General features: G+C 71.6%; 15 protein-coding genes and 1 pseudogene. 6 read left to right on the top strand and 10 right to left on the bottom strand.

All coding sequences use genetic code 11. The annotated features are described in order from the left end of the window. Window positions 1-2 precede the first annotated feature (2 nt). The gene (locus AC1DG4_RS18420; RefSeq protein WP_477379939.1) at window positions 3-1,007 is read right to left on the bottom strand and encodes an ABC transporter substrate-binding protein; all 1,005 of its coding nucleotides are present in this window, start codon (window positions 1,005-1,007) and stop codon (window positions 3-5) included. A 220-nt stretch (window positions 1,008-1,227) separates the two neighbouring features. On the opposite strand from AC1DG4_RS18420, the gene AC1DG4_RS18415 reads away from it, so the two are divergent. After that, window positions 1,228-1,851 carry a TetR/AcrR family transcriptional regulator gene (locus AC1DG4_RS18415; protein ID WP_477379940.1) on the top strand — a complete coding sequence of 208 codons (624 nt, stop codon included), beginning with the start codon at window positions 1,228-1,230 and terminating at the stop codon, window positions 1,849-1,851. On the opposite strand, the gene AC1DG4_RS18410 is transcribed toward AC1DG4_RS18415, so the two are convergent. The 3 genes from AC1DG4_RS18410 to AC1DG4_RS18400 all read right to left on the bottom strand — a co-directional run bounded on the left by AC1DG4_RS18410 (window position 1,848) and on the right by AC1DG4_RS18400 (window position 6,077). Further along, window positions 1,848-3,359 (bottom strand): GMC family oxidoreductase, encoded by a 1,512-nt coding sequence (locus tag AC1DG4_RS18410; protein WP_477379942.1) that lies wholly within the window; start codon window positions 3,357-3,359, stop codon window positions 1,848-1,850. The genes AC1DG4_RS18415 and AC1DG4_RS18410 overlap by 4 nt on opposite strands. A 3-nt stretch (window positions 3,360-3,362) precedes the next feature. Continuing rightward, window positions 3,363-4,796: an aldehyde dehydrogenase family protein gene (locus AC1DG4_RS18405; protein WP_477379944.1), complete on the bottom strand. Its 1,434-nt coding sequence runs from the start codon at window positions 4,794-4,796 to the stop codon at window positions 3,363-3,365. A 135-nt stretch (window positions 4,797-4,931) separates the two neighbouring features. Then, entirely contained in the window at window positions 4,932-6,077 is a 1,146-nt protein-coding gene (locus AC1DG4_RS18400; protein WP_477379946.1) for a DUF998 domain-containing protein, read from the bottom strand. Between the two features lie 104 nt (window positions 6,078-6,181). On the opposite strand from AC1DG4_RS18400, the gene AC1DG4_RS18395 reads away from it, so the two are divergent. Continuing rightward, on the top strand, window positions 6,182-6,832 hold the full coding sequence (locus tag AC1DG4_RS18395) for an HAD-IA family hydrolase (RefSeq protein WP_477379948.1): 651 nt from the start codon (window positions 6,182-6,184) through the stop codon (window positions 6,830-6,832). Between the two features lie 99 nt (window positions 6,833-6,931). Here the strand turns inward: AC1DG4_RS18395 and ptsP are convergent, their stop codons facing one another. From ptsP to dhaK, 3 genes are all read right to left on the bottom strand, one after another. Continuing rightward, a complete protein-coding gene (ptsP, locus tag AC1DG4_RS18390) occupies window positions 6,932-9,568 on the bottom strand; it encodes a phosphoenolpyruvate--protein phosphotransferase (protein ID WP_477421403.1) in 2,637 nt (878 codons plus the stop codon). Between the two features lie 7 nt (window positions 9,569-9,575). Next, complete coding sequence (gene dhaL, locus AC1DG4_RS18385) at window positions 9,576-10,214, bottom strand: dihydroxyacetone kinase subunit DhaL (RefSeq protein WP_477379952.1); 639 nt, start codon at window positions 10,212-10,214, stop codon at window positions 9,576-9,578. Between the two features lie 105 nt (window positions 10,215-10,319). Beyond that, window positions 10,320-11,315 carry a dihydroxyacetone kinase subunit DhaK gene (gene dhaK / locus AC1DG4_RS18380; RefSeq protein WP_477379954.1) on the bottom strand — a complete coding sequence of 332 codons (996 nt, stop codon included), beginning with the start codon at window positions 11,313-11,315 and terminating at the stop codon, window positions 10,320-10,322. A gap of 260 nt (window positions 11,316-11,575) precedes the next feature. On the opposite strand from dhaK, the gene AC1DG4_RS18375 reads away from it, so the two are divergent. Then, entirely contained in the window at window positions 11,576-12,343 is a 768-nt protein-coding gene (locus tag AC1DG4_RS18375) for an IclR family transcriptional regulator (protein ID WP_477379956.1), read from the top strand. Between the two features lie 128 nt (window positions 12,344-12,471). Here AC1DG4_RS18375 and AC1DG4_RS18370 read toward each other — a convergent pair whose 3' ends face one another. Both AC1DG4_RS18370 and AC1DG4_RS18365 read right to left on the bottom strand, forming a co-directional pair. After that, the gene (locus tag AC1DG4_RS18370; protein WP_477379958.1) at window positions 12,472-12,981 is read right to left on the bottom strand and encodes a phosphoribosyltransferase; all 510 of its coding nucleotides are present in this window, start codon (window positions 12,979-12,981) and stop codon (window positions 12,472-12,474) included. 47 nt (window positions 12,982-13,028) lie between these two features. Continuing rightward, the gene (locus AC1DG4_RS18365) at window positions 13,029-13,466 is read right to left on the bottom strand and encodes an Lrp/AsnC family transcriptional regulator (protein WP_477379960.1); all 438 of its coding nucleotides are present in this window, start codon (window positions 13,464-13,466) and stop codon (window positions 13,029-13,031) included. Window positions 13,467-13,616: 150 nt separating this feature from the next. Between AC1DG4_RS18365 and pdhA the strand changes: the two genes are divergently transcribed. From pdhA to AC1DG4_RS18350, 3 genes are all read left to right on the top strand, one after another. After that, window positions 13,617-14,774 carry a pyruvate dehydrogenase (acetyl-transferring) E1 component subunit alpha gene (gene pdhA / locus AC1DG4_RS18360; RefSeq protein WP_477379962.1) on the top strand — a complete coding sequence of 386 codons (1,158 nt, stop codon included), beginning with the start codon at window positions 13,617-13,619 and terminating at the stop codon, window positions 14,772-14,774. Window positions 14,775-14,845: 71 nt separating this feature from the next. Beyond that, window positions 14,846-15,829 (top strand): alpha-ketoacid dehydrogenase subunit beta, encoded by a 984-nt coding sequence (locus AC1DG4_RS18355; protein WP_477421406.1) that lies wholly within the window; start codon window positions 14,846-14,848, stop codon window positions 15,827-15,829. Further along, the gene (locus tag AC1DG4_RS18350) at window positions 15,826-17,298 is read left to right on the top strand and encodes a dihydrolipoamide acetyltransferase family protein (protein ID WP_477379964.1); all 1,473 of its coding nucleotides are present in this window, start codon (window positions 15,826-15,828) and stop codon (window positions 17,296-17,298) included. Before AC1DG4_RS18355 ends, AC1DG4_RS18350 begins: the two co-directional genes overlap by 4 nt. A 150-nt stretch (window positions 17,299-17,448) precedes the next feature. Here AC1DG4_RS18350 and AC1DG4_RS18345 read toward each other — a convergent pair. Beyond that, a pseudogene (locus tag AC1DG4_RS18345) lies at window positions 17,449-18,191 on the bottom strand (recombinase RecQ); the annotation flags it as partial.

Genomic DNA, 18,191 nt, shown 5'->3' with positions numbered 1-18,191 from the left:
CGTCACTTCGAGAGGATGACGCCCGTGAGGTCGACCGGCTTCTTCAGGAACCCGAGATCCACCATCTTGTCGTTCGGGCGCTGCAGGTCCTCTGGCGTGATCGTCGCCGGCCACACGGGCACCTTGACCTGATCGACCGTGAGCGTCGACTTCGTGTAGGCGAGTCCCGCCTTGATGGCCTCCTCAGGGTGCGCGGTGGCGTACTCGTTGGACTTCGCGATCGCGCGCTGGAATGCGCTGATGACGTCCTTCTTCGACGTCACGGTCGCGTCCCCCGCCGTCCACAGGCCGGTCGCGCCGGTCTCGAAGAAGCCGATCGACGGCGCCGCGAGCTGCGGGTCGCCCGCGGAGAGCGCCTGTGCGGTGAAGGGGCTGACCAGCCCCGCCGCGTCGACGTTGCCGCTCTTCAGGGCCGCGACGGCAGAGGTGAAGTCGAGCACGACCCATTTCACGCCGGTCGTCGGGTCGATGCCGTTCTTCTTGAGCTGGTCCGCGATGACCACCTCGAGCTGCGCTTTGCGCGCGGGGACCGCGATGGTCTTGCCGGCCAGCTCTTTCACCGAGGTGATGCCGCTGGACGCACTGGCGAACAGGCCGGTGTCATCGAACGAGGCGGGGTCTGAGGCGCTGGTCGCCTTGTCGGGGTAGCCGTCGGCGGACGCGATGGCCTTCATCTTCACGCCCTGGCTGAGCGCGTTCAGCAGCGGGATGCTGGGCGAGTAGGCGATGTCGACCTGGCCGCTCTGCGCGGCGGCGAGCCCGGCGGGCGGGTTCGCGACGATCGAGGTCTCGATCTTCAGCCCCTCATCGGCGAAGAACCCCTTCGCCATCCCGGTCAGCAGGCTCCCGTCGGAGGTGAGCCCGATCGTGGCGACCTTGACCGTGGTCAGGTCGCCCTTCTTACCCGGCTCGGCGCTGCCGGACGAGGACGAGCAGCCGGCGAGGGCGGCGGCCGCGCCGACGGCGACGACCGCGGCGGCGACACGGAGTGCGCGCGTGATGTGCATGTGTGCTTCCTGTCAGAGCGAGGGATGGGATCTCGGAGCGGAGGCGTCGCTGCGGTGCGACGTCATCGTCCTTTAATCACCACTTGGTCACTTAAATATCCAGCAAGGAGATAGTGTTGTCAAGATGTTTCGGAATCTTACGTGTCCAATTGGACACGAACGATGGAACGGGGCGCGGCTCGCCCGCCTCTAGGATCATCAGGATCGGAGGAGGACTGACGTGCCCAAGATCGTTGACCACGACGAACGGCGGGACCACATCGCGGATGCGGCCACCAAGGTGATCGCCCGGGACGGCTTCGAGCGTCTCACGATGCGCCAGATCGCCGCAGAGGCCGGATACACCCACGGCGCGATCGCCCGCTACTTCCCCACCAAGGAGAGCCTGCTCACGGCGTCCTTCGTCCGGCTGCACGTGCAGGCCAACGGGCGGATCCTCACCGAGGTCTCGGGCAAGCGCGGCCTCGACGCCCTCGAGCAGATGTGTCGCGAGATCCTTCCGTTCGGAGATCTCGGGCCCAAGTACGCCCGTGTCGTCATCGCCTTCTGGGACCACGCCTCTCAGGACACCAGGGTCACCCAGATCCACCGCGAGAACAACCAGCGCTGGCGGGACCAGTTCCGCCGCTTCCTGCTCGAGGCGCGGGAGGACGGCGAGCTCGCCGATCACATCGACATCGACACGGCGGTCGGCGAAGTCGCCTCACGCAACGCCGGCTGGCAGATGGTGTCCGTGCTGCTGCCCGAGGTCGCAGGAGACGAGCGCATCGAGGCGGGACTGCAGGCTCTGCTCGGAGAACTGCGCGGCCGGCCCGCGGACGAGCCGGGCCGCGCGGCCTCCTAGCCCGCGTCCCCCGCGTCCTCGAGCACGAACAGCGCACCGCGCTCGCCGATCACGGCGGCGGGGGCGTTCGTGTTGCCCGTGGTGATCGTCGGCATGACCGAGGCGTCGATCACCCGGAGTCCCTCGATGCCGTTCACGCGCAGGCGCGGATCCACGACGGCATCAGGATCCGATCCCATCCGGCAGGTGCCGACCTGGTGGTGGTACGTGATCGCGGTGCGGCGCACCCAGTCCTCGACGTCGGCGTCCGGCACCTCCGGCCCCGGGTAGGCCTCGGTCGCGCCCCACTCCCCGGCGAGCGCCGGCCTGGCGCCGATCCGGCGCGCCTGGCGCACGGAGGCCGCGAGGGCGGCCACGTCGCGGTCGTCCTCGAGGGCGGCGAGATCGATGAGGAGCGGATCCTCGGCGTCGGGACCGGACAGGCGCAGCGAACCGCGGCTGTGCGGCGTGACGAGCCCCGCCATGAGCGAGAGTCCGTCGCCGGGGCCGTGCGCGCCGGGGCGCGGCTCGAGTTCGCCCCACATCGGCACGGAGAAGTGGATCGGCTGCGTGTCGGGCTCGGCGAGGTCATCGCGCGAGCGCCAGAACAGGTGCGTCTGCGTGACGGAGACGCCCGGCTCCGGCGCGCCCACGGGCCGCGCCGTCGTGAAGATCACCGGGGACAGCAGGTGGTCGTGCAGGTTCGCGCCGACCGCGGGGGCGTCGAGGACCACATCGATCCCGAGAGCTTCGAGGTCCTCCTGCGGGCCGATACCGCTGCGCAGCAGGATCGCGGGGCTGCCGAGGGCGCCGGCGGCGAGGATCACCTCGTCCGCGCGGAGCTCGGATCCCGGCCCCTGCGGCTCTCGAAGGGCGAGCCGCACCCCCACGGCAACGCCGTCCTCGACGATCACCGAGTGCACCTCGGCGTCCGTGACGATGCGCAGGTTCGGGGCGTCCTCGACCGGGCGCACATACGCCATCCAGGTGTTGACGCGTCGACCGTCGCGCATCGTGACCTGCTCCTGCGAGACGCCGTCCAGGGTGTCGCCGTTGTAGTCGGGGTTGTGCGCCAGCCCCTCCTGCACCGCGGCCTCGATGATCGACTGCTGGATCGGCACGAGCGGGTAGTCGTCGGTCACGGGCAGCAGATCGTTCTCGATCGCCTCGTAGACGGGCAGCACCTCCGCCCAGCCCCAGCCGGTCGCGCCCGCACGCTCCCAGCCGTCGAAGTCGGAGGCCGCGCAACGCACCCAGATCATCGCGTTCAGGGCGTGGGATCCGCCGGTGACCTTGCCGCGCGGCAGGTGCAGCCGGCGCCCTGCCGCGTGCTCCTGCGGCACGGTGAAGTAGTCCCAGTCCTCGGCGGCGTGCCAGAGCTCGCCGGCGCGGGAGGGCTCGTGGATCGCGGGATTGGTGTCGTATCCGCCGGCCTCGATGAGCGTCACGTCGTACCCGGCGTCGACGAGACGCCGGGTGACGATGCTCCCCGAGGTGCCGGCTCCGACGACGATCGCGGAGCGGGCCACGGCTCAGGCCTTCCGACCGGGGCCGGAGACGACCTGCGGCACGGCGACGGACTTGAGGCCCGCGACGCCGAACTCGAGACCGTAGCCCGAGCTCTTCACACCACCGAACGGCACCATCGGGTGCAGCCCGCCGTGCGAGTTGATCCACACCGTGCCGGACTGCATGCGGGTCGCAGCCTCGCGCGCCGCCTCGGGGTCGCTCGACCACACCGAGGCGCCGAGGCCCACGTCGACCGCGTTCGCGAGCGCGAACGCCTCGTCCACGTCGGAGTAGCGGATGATCGGCAGCGCCGGTCCGAACTGCTCCTCCTGCACGAGCGCGGCGTCGTTGTCGATGTCGGCGACGATCGTCGGCCGGTAGAACAGCTCGCCGAGCTCAGGCGCCGCCTCACCGCCCGTCACGATCCGGGCGCCCCGCGCCCTGGCGTCCTCGACGAGACGCGAGACGATGTCGAACTGCTGCTTGTTCTGCAGAGGGCCCAGCACGTTGTTCTCGTCCAGCCCGTTGCCGATCGGCACGTTCGCGGCGATGCCGGCGAGCGCGTCGACGACCTGGTCGTAGAGCGAGTCGTGCACGTAGAGGCGCTTCATCGCGGCACAGGTCTGGCCGGTGTTGATGAACGCGCCCCAGAACAGGTCCTCGGCGATCGCGGCCGGATCCGTGCCGGGCAGCACGATGCCGGCGTCGTTGCCGCCGAGCTCGAGCGTGAGCCGCGCGAGGTTGCCGGCCGAACTCTCGATGATCTTGCGGCCGGTGGCCGTGGATCCGGTGAACATGATCTTGTCGATGTCGGGATGCGACGCGATCCGTGCGCCGACCTCGCGGTCGCCGGAGATCCCGATCAGCACATCCGCCGGCAGCACCTCGTTCATGATCGACAGCATCGCGAGCACGCTCAGCGGCGTGTACTCGCTGGGCTTGGCGACCACGGTGTTCCCCATYCGCAGCGACGGCCCGATCTGCCAGATGGTGATCATGAGCGGCCAGTTCCACGGGCCGATGGCGCCGACGACGCCGGCGGGCTTGTAGACGAGCTCCGCGTGCAGGTTCTCGTCGTCCAGGAGCACCTCGGGCTCGAGCACCGTGGTCGCGTTCGTGCGCAGCCAGGCCGAGCACGCGCCCAGCTCGAACCGCGCGTTCGGACCGTTCAGCGGCTTGCCCTGTTCGCGGGAGAGCAGCTGCGCGAGAGCCTCCGCGTTCGCGTCGAGGGCATCGGCCGCCGCGAGCAGCAGCTCGCTCCGCTTCGCGTGGCCCAGGGCCTCCCACGCCGGCTGCGCGGCCTTGGCCCTGGCGATCGCGTCGTCCAGGTCGGCGACGGTCTGCACCGGAGCGCGGCCGATGATCTCGCGCGTGGCCGCGTCGGGGATGTCGCGGCCGGAGCCCTCGGGCGCCTGGATGCGGTCGAGCAGCGCGGACACAGCGGACGTGTCGGTCATCGGTCTCTCCTTCGAGTGTGCGGACGACGGTCGATGCTCCCATTGTGGTCCGGCGCGATCACGGCGGCTTGTCGCCGAGCGCGCCGGACATGTCGTGCCGCGAAGGGATCCGGATCCGCCGTCCGGCACGCCGACTCAGCGCCGCGCGACGGACTCCGCACGCTCCGGCCGCTCGGCGTCCCACGGCCCGTGGTCGGCGCCCGCGGTGCGCAGGAACACGATGATCCAGCTGAAGATCAGCACGGCGGCGATGAGCTCGACCGCAGTGAGGTTGTAATAGCCGGTCGCGAAGAACACTCCGAGCAGCGCGATCACGAGCACGTAGACCCAGCCCAGCACGACGAACACGCGCGAGATCCGGCGCAGGAACCAGGGCAGGCCGATCACGACCGCGGCGAAGCACACGGCCATGCCCGTCGCGACCGTGTTGTGCAGCAGGAAGAAGCGGTCGACCGGGAAGACCCCGACGCACGCCAGGAGCAGCCCGATCAGGATGAGGGCGACGCGCACGATCGTGCGCCCCCGCTCGTCCCTCGGTTCCGGAACGGGAAGCGCCGCGGTCGCGTATCGGGCGATGGTGGTGACCATGACTCCCGCGACGATGAGGGTGCCGTTGAACGCGGGCGACGAGGCGTTGCTCGACATGCCCAGCGCCGAGAGGTTGTCGCGCCACCAGTGCGGATCGCTCGCCTCGAGCATCGCGGTGAGCGCCCCGATCACGAGGAAGATCGACAGGATCAGCGAGATCGAGGTGGGACTCAGCGCGACCGCACTGAGGTAGCAGACGTAGCCGGTGAGGGCGAGCGCGACACCGACGAGCACGGCGCCGGGGAAGGCGAAGACCGGGGCATCCCTGAAGCCCGCTTCGAGCAGGGCGCCGAGCCCGGACAGCGCCAGCAGCGCGACGGCTCCGTGAGCGAGGGCGATCGCGGTCAGCTCGTACCAGCGCAGGCGCTGGCCCGGGATCGCGAAGCCGTCGTTCGCGGCGTTCGGATCCAGCTTGTCCGGAGCTTCGATCGCCTCGGCGCGCAGACCGATGCGCCCGGCCGTGAAGCTCAGCACGGCGACGGCGGCGCCGCCGATCGCGGCGACCGCGCCGACCGACCACGCCCCCGTGATCGACGGGGTGCGATGCCAGAAGATCAGCAGCGAGACGAGGAATCCCAGCACGAAGGCCACCGCCCCGGTGAGCAGCGCGTCGGTCTCGCGCATCTGGTGCAGCGTGGCCGAGGCGCGCGCGTCCCGCAGACGCCGGATCAGTCGGTCCCACTCGGCTCTCATCGCGCCGCCCTCTCTCGCCTCGTCCCGCGTCTCGTCCAGCCTATGACCGCGCAGGGTACGCGCTCGGGCGGACGCGGAGCAGAGCCCGCCATTACCCTGAGAACATGACCCAGACCTTCCACGCCCGCGCCGCCCTGCTCGACATGGACGGCACGCTCGTCGACTCGACCGCCGTCGTGGAGAGGCTGTGGCTGGCCTGGGCTGAGCCCCACGGACTGGATCCGGAGTTCGTGCTGAGCGTCGTGCACGGCCGCCAGGGCCACCAGAGCATGGCGATCATGCTGCCGGGCCGCCCGCACGAGGAGAACCTCGCCGAGAACCGCGTCATGCTCGAGCGCGAGAGCGGCGATGTGGACGGCGTGGTCGAGGTGCCGGGAGCCGCCGCGTTCCTGCAGGCCCTCGCGCCGTTCCCGCACGCGATCGTCACCTCGGCGGACGACCGGCTGATGCGCGTGCGCATGGGTGCCGCGGAGCTCGGCGTGCCGGCGGGCCCTGTCACCGCGGAGCACGTGAGCGCCTCCAAGCCGGATCCGGAGGGCTTCCTGCTCGGTGCCGCCCGACTCGGCGCCGAGGCAGCGGACTGCATCGTCTTCGAGGACTCCGGTGCGGGGATCCAGGCCGCCAAGGCCGCCGGGATGCGCGTGATCGGCGTCGGCGCAGGATCCGCCGCGCACTCCCCCGACGCCGTCGTCGCCGACCTCACGCACGTGACGGTGACCCCCGCCCCGGACGGCTTCGTCCTGACTCTGGCCTGACGCCGCGCGGCCACGCCCCCGCGGGGCGCGAGAAACCACTTTCTGCACGAGACCCCACCTCAGCGGTGATGTCTCGTGCCGGATCTGGTTTCTCGCAGTTCAGGCCGAGGATCCGGATCCGGCCTGAGCGCCTGATGCGAGGGCGGCGGCGACGGCCGTGCGGGCCTCGGACGCCGTCGCGRAACCGAGTGCGGCGGCGGCGGCGCGGCGGCAGTCCTCCGCCGTCAGCGTGCGCAGGCGCGCGGACACCCGGGCAAGGGATCGCGCGGTCATCGACAGGCTCGTGACGCCCAGGCCGACCAGCACCGGTGCGAGGGACGGATCGCCGCCCGCCTCGCCGCACACCCCCACGGGCTTGCCGGCGGCGCGCCCCGCCTCGCCCACGGCGGCGATCAGTCGCAGCACGGCCGGCTGCCACGGGTCGTTGAGCCCACCGAGGGGCGCCGACAGGCGGTCGGCGGCCATCGTGTACTGCGTGAGGTCGTTGGTGCCGAGGCTCACGAAGTCGACCACGGCGAACAGCTCCGCCGCCATCAGCGCGGCGGCCGGCGTCTCGATCATGATGCCCGCCCGCGCGATCCCCGCCGCCCGGCAGGCCGCGGCGAAGTCACGTGCCTCGTCGACCGTCGCGACCATCGGCGCCATCACTTCGAGCTGCGCGCTCTCCGCGGCCCCCGCCGCAGCGATCGCCGCGAGCTGGTGCGCGAGGAGTGCCGGATGCGCCGCGGCGACGCGCAAACCGCGTACGCCGAGCGCCGGGTTCTCCTCGTCCGCCGTGGTCGCGAACGGAAGCGGCTTGTCGCTCCCTGCATCGAGCGTGCGCACGACGACCTTGCGCCCCGCGAACGGCGCGAGCACCCCGCGGTACGCGGCGACCTGCTCGTCGACGGTCGGCTCTTCGGCGCGATCGAGGAAGCAGAACTCCGTGCGGAACAGGCCGATGCCCTGCGCATTGGCCTCGTTCGCGGAGACCGCATCGGCGGCGCCGCCGACGTTGGCGAGCAGCGGGATCTCGGTGCCGTCCGCGAGCAGGCAGCCGCCGTCGAACGCGGGAATGTCGTCCGCCGCGGCGACGGTCTCATCGGCGGGCGGGTCGAGACGCACGGTCCCGGCCTCGCCGTCGACGAGCACGGTGGTCCCGGCCTCGATGCCGACCGCACCCGCCGCACCGACGACCGCGGGGATGCCCAGCGCGCGAGCGAGGATCGCCGTGTGCGACGTCGGTCCGCCCTCCTCGGTCACCAGCCCGACGCACCCGCTGCGTCCCAGCGTCGCGGTCTCGGCAGGGGCGAGATCCCGCGCGACGAGCACGAACGGATCCGCACGGTCGGGGATCCCCGGAACCTCCTGCCCGGTCAGCCGCGCCACGATGCGATCGCGCACGCTCCGCACGTCGGCGGCGCGCTCGGCCATCCGCCCGCCCAGGCCGCGCAGCACCCGTTCCTGGTCCGCGGCCTCGTCCCACACCGCGCGCGCGGCGGACCCACCACCGGCGCGCACACGCGCGGCGGCGCCCGCGGCGAAGTCCGGATCCGCGGCCAGCAGTGCGGTCGCCTCGAGGATCTGCGCGGCCTCGCCGTCGGATCCGGCCGCCGTCGCGCGAAGGGATGCCACGACCTCGGACGCGGCAGGCGCGATCCGCTCGGCCTCCGCTGCGCGTGCGGCGTCCGGCACCCGGTCGACGGCCGGCTCGGGGATCGCCGCGCCGAGCTGCGCGACGGGCGCGATCGCGCGTCCAGGACTCACGCCGAGACCGCGGAGCGTCGATCCGGGCGCCGGGGGCTCTTCCGCTCCGGAGCGCGCTCCGGGCGAGGAGTGCGGCGACGAGTCGGAGGACGCCACGGCCGCTGCCGCAGCCGCTGCGGCGTCGTTCGCCGCGGACCCGTCCATCTCGCCGAAACCGTCCTCGAACAGCTCCGCAACGCGCTCCACCGCGGCGGGATCCCCGATCAGTTGCACGTCGTCTCCAGGACGGGCGCCGAAGGCGAGCAGTCGCATCATGCTCGAGGCGGGGACCGGATTCCCGTCCGGCAGTCGACGCAGCCGCAGCTCCGCTCCCGCCGCGGCCTGCGCGATCAGCGCGGCCGGACGCGCGTGAACGCCTGCGGGATTGCGCACGAGGACCGTGCGCGATTCCTCCCCCGGGCGCGGTTGCTCCCCCAGGCGCGGTTGCTCCCCCGGGCGCGATTCCTCCCCCAGGCGCGATTCCTCCCCCAGGCGCGGTTCCTCCCCCAGGCGCGATTCCTCCCCCTGGCGCGAGACCGCAGACACCGGCAGCTCCGGGCCCCCCGACCCGGCCGGAGCCTGCGGCTCGTCTTCCAGCTGCGCCGACTTCGCGATCAGCGCACCGTTCGCCTCCGCCGCGACGTCGTCCAGCGACGCCCCCTGCGCCGCGGTCACCGACGCCGCGAGCAGCCCTTCCACGAAGGGCGCGGAGGCGAGCCGCACCGGAACCGCGCTGGAGCGCAGCTCGAGCGCGAACTCTGCGCTCATCACCGCGGATCCGAGGTCCATCAGCACGAGCACCCCGTCGCAGACCTCGGCGAGCTCGTCGATCGCCGCGGCCACCCGCGTCGCATCCGTGCCGAGGATGGGCGCGCCGTCCGCGTCGATCCCTGCCCCCGCCGCGAGCGCGATCGGCACCGTCCCGCCCGGCACCATCTGCGCGGCGAGCTCCTGCGCGGCTTCGGCGAGGCGCAGGCTGTGCGAGACGGCGACGATCCCGACGGCGCTCATCGCCGCGTCAGCCCGCGACAGCCGCAGCGAGCGTCTCGAACAGCAGCGTCGCCGACGCGGATCCCGGATCCATGTGCCCCGCGCTCCGCTCCCCGAGGTAGCTGGCCCTGCCCTTACGCGCGACGAGGTCGATCGTGGCGTCGCGACCCGCGGCAGCGGCCGCCGCAGCGGCCGCCGTCGCCTCCGCCGGGGACTTCCCCTCGGCCAGCGCCGCATCCAGCGCGTCGATCGCCGGCGCGATCGCGTCGAACAGCGTCTTGTCGCCCGCCTCGGCCTTGCCTCGCGCGACGACGCCCTCCAGCCCCGCACGCAGTCCGGCGGCGAGCGCCGACGGCTCGACGTCGGTCACGACACCGAGCGTCACCCCGATCCGCAGGAAGAACGTGCCGTACAGCGGACCGCTCGCCCCTCCCACCGTCGAGACGAGCGTCATGCCGACGGTCTTGAACAGTTCATCCGCCGTCTGAGGCTCGGTCTGCTCGACCTTCTCGACAACCGCGGTCATGCCGCGCGCCATGTTCGCCCCGTGGTCGGCGTCGCCGATCGCGGAGTCGAGCTCGGTGAGCCAGTCGCGCTGGGTCACGACGGCGTCGCGGAAGCGGTGCAGCCAGTCGACGAGGGCGGCGAGCGGGATGGTGTTCGACATGCAGGTGTTCTCCTTCGGACGGATTATGATGCTCCCGTCGCGAAAGATGCCGTTCTCCGGTCCGGATTCCGGCAGCTTCTGCGACGGGAGCAATGTCAGTGAGGGTCAGGCGCCCCAGCGCAGGCCGGGCGTCACGACGGGCGCGTCCCACAGCCGGATCAGCTCATCGTCGGCCTTGAGCACGGTGACCGAGCAGCCGGCCATGTCCAGCGACGTGATGTAGTCGCCGACGAGGTTGCGGGCGATCGTCACACCCGCCTTCTCCAGCAGCGCCGCGACCTCGCCGTACATGAGGTACAGCTCGATGAGCGGAGACGCCCCCATGCCGTTGACCATCACGATCGCGGGGGATCCGGTGAAGTCCATGTCGGCGAGGATCGGCTCGACGAGCTGCGCCGCGATGTCCCGCGCGGGCGCGAGCGGGACGCGGTGCCGGCCGGGCTCGCCGTGGATGCCGATGCCGATCTCCATCTGATCGTCGGGCAGGTCGAACGTGGGCTTGCCCGCGGCCGGCACGGTGCAGCTCGTCAGCGCCATGCCCATCGACCGCCCCTGGCCGTTCACGCGCGTCGCGAGGTCGGCGACGGCGGCGAGGTCCTGCCCTTCCTCCGCGGCGGCGCCCACGATCTTCTCGAGCAGCACCGTGAGGCCGACGCCGCGGCGGCCCGCGGTGTAGAGAGAGTCCTGCACGGCGACGTCGTCGTCCACCACGACCGAGCGCACCTCGATGCCATCCATGGCGGCGAGCTCGGCACCCATCTCGAAGTTCATCACGTCGCCGGTGTAGTTCTTCACGATGTGCAGCACGCCCGCGCCGCGGTCGATCGCCTTCGTCGCGGCCTGCATCTGGTCGGGCGTCGGCGAGGTGAAGACCTCTCCGGCGCACGCGGCGTCGAGCATGCCCGTCCCGACGAACCCGCCGTGCAGCGGCTCGTGACCGGATCCACCCCCGCTCAGCAGCGCGACCTTGCCCTCGGCTTTGCGATCGCGGCGCAGGATCACGCGGTTCGTCATGTCGACGTCGAGCTCCGGATGCGCGAGCGCGAGCCCGCGCAGCGACTCCGCGAGCACGTCCTCCGGGGCGTTGATGAGCTTCTTCATMCTGCGACCTCCTTGTTGCAGTTCCACCAGCACCGTTGTCGTCCGACCAGCACTCCTTGGCCGTGGGATCCCGACGGATCCGCCTTCCGGGGGCGTGCCCCGACACAGAGGATGGGGCCTCTTGCGCCGCGGGCGACGGCACTCCAGAATCGGAATACTTTTCGTTAATGTCGAATATGCGATGAGGCTGTCGGATTGTCAAGGGATCCGACGGCTGGATCCGCACCGCCGTCGCCGCCGTCGAGGAGGGAGCAGCACCGATGATCCAGGCGATCGATCGCGCCGCGAAGGTGCTCGAACTGCTGCAGGGATCCCGCCATCTCGGCATCACCGATCTGGCGACCGCGCTGCAGTTGCCGCCGTCGACCGTGCACGGGATCGTGTCGTCGCTGCGCGAGCACGGCCTGGTCGCGAAGGAGCGCGGCGGACAGCGCTACATGCTCGGCCCCACGCTGCTGAAGCTCAGCAGCGTCTACCTCGACTCCCTCGATGTGCGGGCGCGCTCGATGCGCTGGACGCAGGAGCTCGCGCGGCGCACCGGGATGGCCGTGCGGCTCGGCACCCCGCACTTCGCCGAGGTGCTGGTGATCCACCACACGCTGCGGCCCGACGACAGCCCGCAGATGCGGGAGACGGGGGCGGCGCTGCCGGCGCACGCCTCGGCCATGGGCAAGGTGCTGCTCGCGCACGATCTCGGCTTCCAGCGCGCGGTGTTCGCGGATCCGCTGCCGAGCCTCACCGGCGACACCGTCACGGATCCCGCGGTGCTCGCCGCAGCCCTGCCCACGATCGCCGAGCACGGCTACGCGCGCGAGGTCGACGAGGCGGTGCTCGGCGAGTCGTCGCTGGCCTCCCCCGTCGCCGATGCCCGCGGCGACATCGTCGCGGCGGTCGCCGTGGTGTACCCCACGGCGGACGGCCCCGCGCCCGACGCCGTGCTGCACGCGCTCCGCGACACCGCGCGCAACATCTCCCGAGAGCTCGGCGCCTCGGCCTGGCCCCCGCGCATCGCTCCCCCCGAAGACTGACCCCCGCGGCGCACTCGCCCCCGCGGCGCAGTCGCCCCCGCGAGCGCCCCCTCCCACAACAGAGTCGTCCCCGTCAGCGCACGCTATGGGGTGCGCTCACGGGGACGACTCGGAAGAGAGTGGGGGGGTCAGGCGGTGGGGGCCAGACCAAGGTCCTCCTCGCGGACCGTTCCCTTGGCCGACCACGGGAAGTCGATCCAGCGATCGGTGTCCTTCCAGGCGTAGTCGGGCTGGATGATCGTGGTGGGCTTGGTGTAGATCGTGACCGAGCGCACATCGGCGCCCTTCTCGCGCAGCAGCTCCACGGCGAGCGCGAGGGTGCGCCCGGAGTCGGCCACGTCGTCGACGAGCAGCACCCGGCGACCGTTCAGATAGTCCATGTCGAGCGCCGGCGGGATCACCTCGGGGGCGTCCAGCACCGTGCCGATGCCGGTGTAGAACTCGACGTTGATCGCGCCGCAGTTCTTCGCCCCGAGCCCGTACGCGATGGCGCCGGCCGGCAGCAGCCCGCCGCGGGCGATCGCGACGACCACCTCGGTCTCGAAGCCCGACTCGAGGATGTCGCGGGCCAGATCCCGCATCGCCTCGCCGAAACCGTCCCAGGTGAGCACTTCGCGCTCGATCACCGCATCCGTCATGGACCCATTCTGCCGTGCGGATCCCCCTATCGGGAACGCGGATCCGGTCAGTTCCGGCCGAAGTCCTCGAAGATCAGGGTGGTGCGGGTCGAACGGACCGCGGAGATCGCCTGGATGTCCTCGAGGACGATCCGGCGGAGGTCCCGCGCATCGCTGGCTCGCACGAGCAGGATCACGTCGAAATCCCCRCCCACGAGCGCCATGTGCTCGACCTCGGGGATCCGCTGCAGCTGCTCCTGCACCTCCTGCCAGGCCGGCTGCTCGAGCGCGAGCATGACGTAGGCCGACGCATGGTGACCGAGCAGCACCGGATCCGTGCGCACTGTGTAGCCGGTGATGATGCCGGAGTCGGTCAGCCTCTTGATGCGCGCATGCGCGCCGGCGCGCGAGATGTGCACGGCCTCGGCGATCGCCGTCATGGACACGCGCGCGTCGCGACGCAGCTCATCCAGGATCGCTCGGTCGATGTCATCCAGCTCCGCCATGCGTGCGCCTTCCGCTCGTGATTCGCTGACACTCTGCATCATTCTGGCGCGCTTGCTCTGCAATCGTCCAGATCCACTTGGATCCTGTTGGACGACTGCATTTCCAGTCGCACACTGGAGGCATCACGTTCGGCAAGGAAGGCGGACCCGATGCAGCACACGATGCCTGCCACGAGCCACACGCGCGACGGTGCGGATCCGCGGGACCTGCTCCCCCGCGACGAGCCGGTGCGGCTCATCGACGAGACCGGATCCGCGCAGGTCGACGACGGCTACCCGATGCCCGAGGACGACCTGCTCGGACGCGCCTACCGCGGCCTCGTCGAGGGGCGCCGGATCAACGACCAGGCGAACGCCCTGGTCCGCCAGGGGCGCCTCGCCGTCTACCCGTCCTCTCACGGCCAGGAGGCCTGCCAGATCGCCGCGTCACTCGTTCTCGGCGCGCAGGACTGGCTGTTCCCGACCTACCGCGACTCGGTCTCGGTGATCGCCCGCGGCGTCTCCCCCGCCGACGCCATGGTGCTGCTGAAGGGCGACTGGCACTCCGGATACGACCCGCACGAGCACCACGTGGCCCCTCAGACCACGCCGCTCGCGACGCAGCTGCTGCACGCGGTCGGCTTCGCGCAGGCCGCGAAGCACCGCGGCGAGGACACCGTCGTGCTCGCGATGTGCGGCGACGGATCCACGAGCGAGGGCGACTTCCACGAGGCACTGAACTTCGCGGCCGTGTTCCACGTGCCCGTCGTCTTCTTCGTGCAGAACAACGAGTTCGCGATTTCGGTGCCGCTCTCGCGACAGACGGCAGCCCCCTCGCTCGCGCACAAGGCGATCGGCTACGGCATGCCAGGCCAGCGCGTGGACGGGAACGATGTGGCGGCCCTCCTCGCGGTGCTCGGCGAGGCCGTGGACAGGGCGCGCGCCGGAGGGGGCCCGACCCTCGTCGAGGCGCACACCTATCGGATGCAGGCGCACACGAACGCCGACGACGACACCCGCTACCGCGAGCGCGCCGAGGTGCAGGCCTGGGCGGCGAAGGATCCGCTGACGCGCCTGCGCACGCATCTCACCGCCAGAGGACTGCTCGACGAGGCCCGCGAGCAGGAGCTCGCCGAGGGCGCCGAGACCATCGCCGCGGCCCTGCGCGACGCCCTCAACGCCGACGCAGACCTCGATCCGGAAGACCTGTTCCGGTTCGTGCGCAGCACCCGGTCGCCCCAGCTGCAGGAGCAGTGGCACCAGCTGCGCGACGAGCTGGAGCGCTCCGCATCCGCCCCCGAGTCCGCCCCCGAAGGAGGCATCCGATGATCATCGCGCACGAGGGCGTCCGCGTGGACTCCGCACACTCCGAGGACCGGACGGCGTCGACCGTGCAGACCATGACGATGGCGGCAGCGCTGAACCGCGCCCTCGCCGACGCCATCGAGGCTGATCCCGACGTCATCGTGTTCGGCGAGGACGTCGGCGCCCTCGGCGGTGTCTTCCGCATCACCGACGGCCTCACCGAGCGCTACGGCGAGGACCGCTGCTTCGACACGCCGCTCGCCGAGTCCGGCATCGTCGGCACCGCCGTCGGCATGGCCATGAACGGCATGCGTCCCGTGATCGAGATGCAGTTCGACGCGTTCGCGCTGCCGGCGTTCGAGCAGGTCGTCAGCCACGTCGCCAAGCTCGGCAACCGCACCCGCGRCGCCCTGCCTATGCCGATGGTGATCCGCATCCCCACGGGCGGCGGCATCGGCGGCGTCGAGCACCACTGCGACTCCTCCGAGGCCTACTACGCGCATACGCCCGGCCTGACCGTGGTGTGCCCGTCGACCCCGCAGGACGCATACTCGCTGCTGCGCGCCGCGATCGCCTCACCGGATCCCGTGATCTTCCTCGAGCCGAAGAAGCTGTACTGGACGAAGGGTGAGGTCGACACCTCGATCGTCGGCGAGATCGGATCCGCGCGCATCGTCCGCGAGGGCACCGACGTGACACTCATCTCCTACGGCTCCTCGGTGGCGACGTGCCTCGAAGCCGCCGGGATCGCCGCTGCCGAGGGCCGCAGCGTGCAGGTCATCGACGTGCGCTCGCTCACACCGATCGACGATGCGACGATCACCGCCGCGGTGCGCTCGACCGGCCGCGCCGTGGTGGTCGCCGAGGCGCCGGGCTACGCGAGCGTGGCCAGTGAGATCCAGTCCAGGGTTTTCGAGCGCTGCTTCGAGTTCCTCGAGGCGCCCGTGCGCAAGGTCACCGGTTTCGACACCCCGTTCGCCCCGCCGAAGTTCGAGCACTGGTACCTGCCCGACGCCGACCGCGTGCTCGACGCGATCGACACGCTGCACTGGCTCGACGAGCACGGAGAAGAAGCATGACCACCTCGACGACGAAGGTGTTCCGTCTGCCCGATCTCGGCGAGGGCCTCACCGAGGCCGGTCTCGTGCAGTGGCTGGTGCAGGTCGGCGACACCATCCGCACCGACCAGCCGATCGCCGAGGTCGAGACCGCGAAGAGCGTGGTCGAGCTGCCGTCGCCGTATGCGGGCGTGGTACTCGCGTTGCACGGCGAGCCCGGTGAGACGATCGAGGTCGGCGCCCCGGTGCTCGAGGTCGCGGACCGGTTGCCGAGCGAGCGCAGCGAGACGGACCGGTTCCCGAGCGAGCCCAGCGAGACGGACCGGTTCCTGAGCGAGCGCAGCGAGACGAAGGACGTCGAGAAGGACGCCTATCGTGCCGAGGAGCGCGCGGGATCCGGTTCCGGCAACGTACTGATCGGCTACGGCACGACCGAGCGCGCCGGCTCAGGCCGCCGTCGCACGCGCCGCGCCCCCACCCGGTTCCTGAGCGAGCGCAGCGAGACGAAGGACGCCCCCGCCCCGACCGCCGCCCGGTTCCTGAGCGAGCGCAGCGAGACGAAGGACGCTCCCGTCGCGGTGCGCTCTCCCCTCGTCCGCCGGCTCGCACGTGACCTCGGTGTCGACGTACGGCGGATCAGCCCCACCGGATCCGACGGCGCGGTCACCCGGGCCGACGTGCTCCGCGCGGCCGTGGACCAGGCGGTGGACGGGATCTCGCGACACACGCTCACCTCCCCGGCCAGCGCTCCCGCAGCGACCCCGCCGGCCCCCGCGGGAACCGTCGACGGCCTCGCCGTCACGTCCCGCGAGCGCATGTCGCCGCTGCGCAAGGCGGTGAGCGCCAAGCTCACCCGCAGCCGATCCGAGATCCCCGAGGCCACGGTCTGGGTCGACGTCGATGTCACCGAACTCTGGAACCTCCGTGCCGCCATGGCCCCGGAGGGGGGCAAGGCGCCCTCCGTCACGGCCCTCGTAGCGCGGTTCGTGCTGATCGCGCTCGCCGAGCACCCGCTGCTGGCCTCGCGGCTGAGCGAGGACGCAAGCGAGATCCTCTCCTTCGACGGCGTCAATCTCGGCGTCGCGGCCGACACCGCCCGCGGCCTCATGGTGCCGGTGATCCCGCGGGCGCACGAGCTCAGCGTCGACGAGCTCGATGCGGCGCTGCGCGAGCTCGCGGCGACCGCCAGGGCCGGATCCATGCCGCCCGAGCGGTTGCGCGGATCGACCTTCACGCTCAACAACTACGGCGGCCTGGGCGTGGACGGCTCCGCCGCGATCATCAACCACCCCGACGTTGCGATCCTCGGCATCGGCCGGATGATCGAGCGCCCGTGGGTGGTCGACGGCGCGATCGTGGCGCGGCGCATCGCGCAGCTCTCGCTGGTCTTCGATCACCGCGTGTGCGACGGCGGCTACGCCGCGTCGTTCCTGCGCCGCGTCATGGAGCTTCTGGAGCACCCTGCCCGCGCCTTCGGCCGGGTGCGCTGAGCCGCCGGAGGACGGATCCGCATCCGCTCCCGCCCGGGTTGGGGCGCACCTCTTCCGTTCGGGGCGCGTCTCCTCACTGATTCCCGGCGTGACGCGCCCCGAAACGCACAAGTGCGCCCCAAAACGGAGGACGGACCGTCGGCGAGACTCTCAGCCCCGCAGGGCGAGCACGAACGGCAGGACGTCGGTCGCGCCCGCGCGGCGCAGGACTCGGGCGGCGACGGTGAGCGTCCACCGGCTGTCGGCCAGATCGTCCACGAGAAGCACGGGACCGGCGGGGACATCGATGCCGTCCGCGCTGAGGCGGTCCCAGACCCCCGCGAGGCGGAAGACGCTGTTGCCACCCGCGCCGCCGCTCGGGCCGCCGTCGATGAGGCCGAGCTCGCCGAGATACGGCAACCGACCGATGCTCGCGAGCCCCTGCGCCAGCGAATCGACGAGCAGGGGTCTCGAACGCGACGGCATCGCGATGACCGCCGCCGGACGCTCCGCCCACCCCCAATCCGCCAGCACGCGCACGCAGGCGGCGAGCACCGACGGCGACACCGGCCCGTCGGCGGCGCCGGCCGCGAACAGCTCCCGCATGGTGCCGCCCCAGCCCAGGTCCGTGAGCCGCGCGAGCGCGCGCCCCTCGCCCGCCTGCTCCGCCGCATCGATGYGTCCCTTCACCGGGACTCCGAGGCGGTCCGCTCCGGTGGGCCAGGCGCGCCGCGGCTCGATCGGCACCCCGACCCGGTCGAGCGACGTCGTGGCGGCGGCCGCCGCTGCGGAGCCGATCTCCGTCGGGAACCAGACGCCCGCGCAGTTGTCGCACCGCCCGCACGGCACCGCAGTCGCGTCATCGAGCGTGCGCTGCAGGAACTCCATGCGGCACGCGCGGGTCTGCTCGTACT

The sequence above is a fragment of the Microbacterium sp. 05N427 genome (genome assembly GCF_056397105.1).
This window is presented reverse-complemented; position numbering and strand designations above follow the sequence as displayed.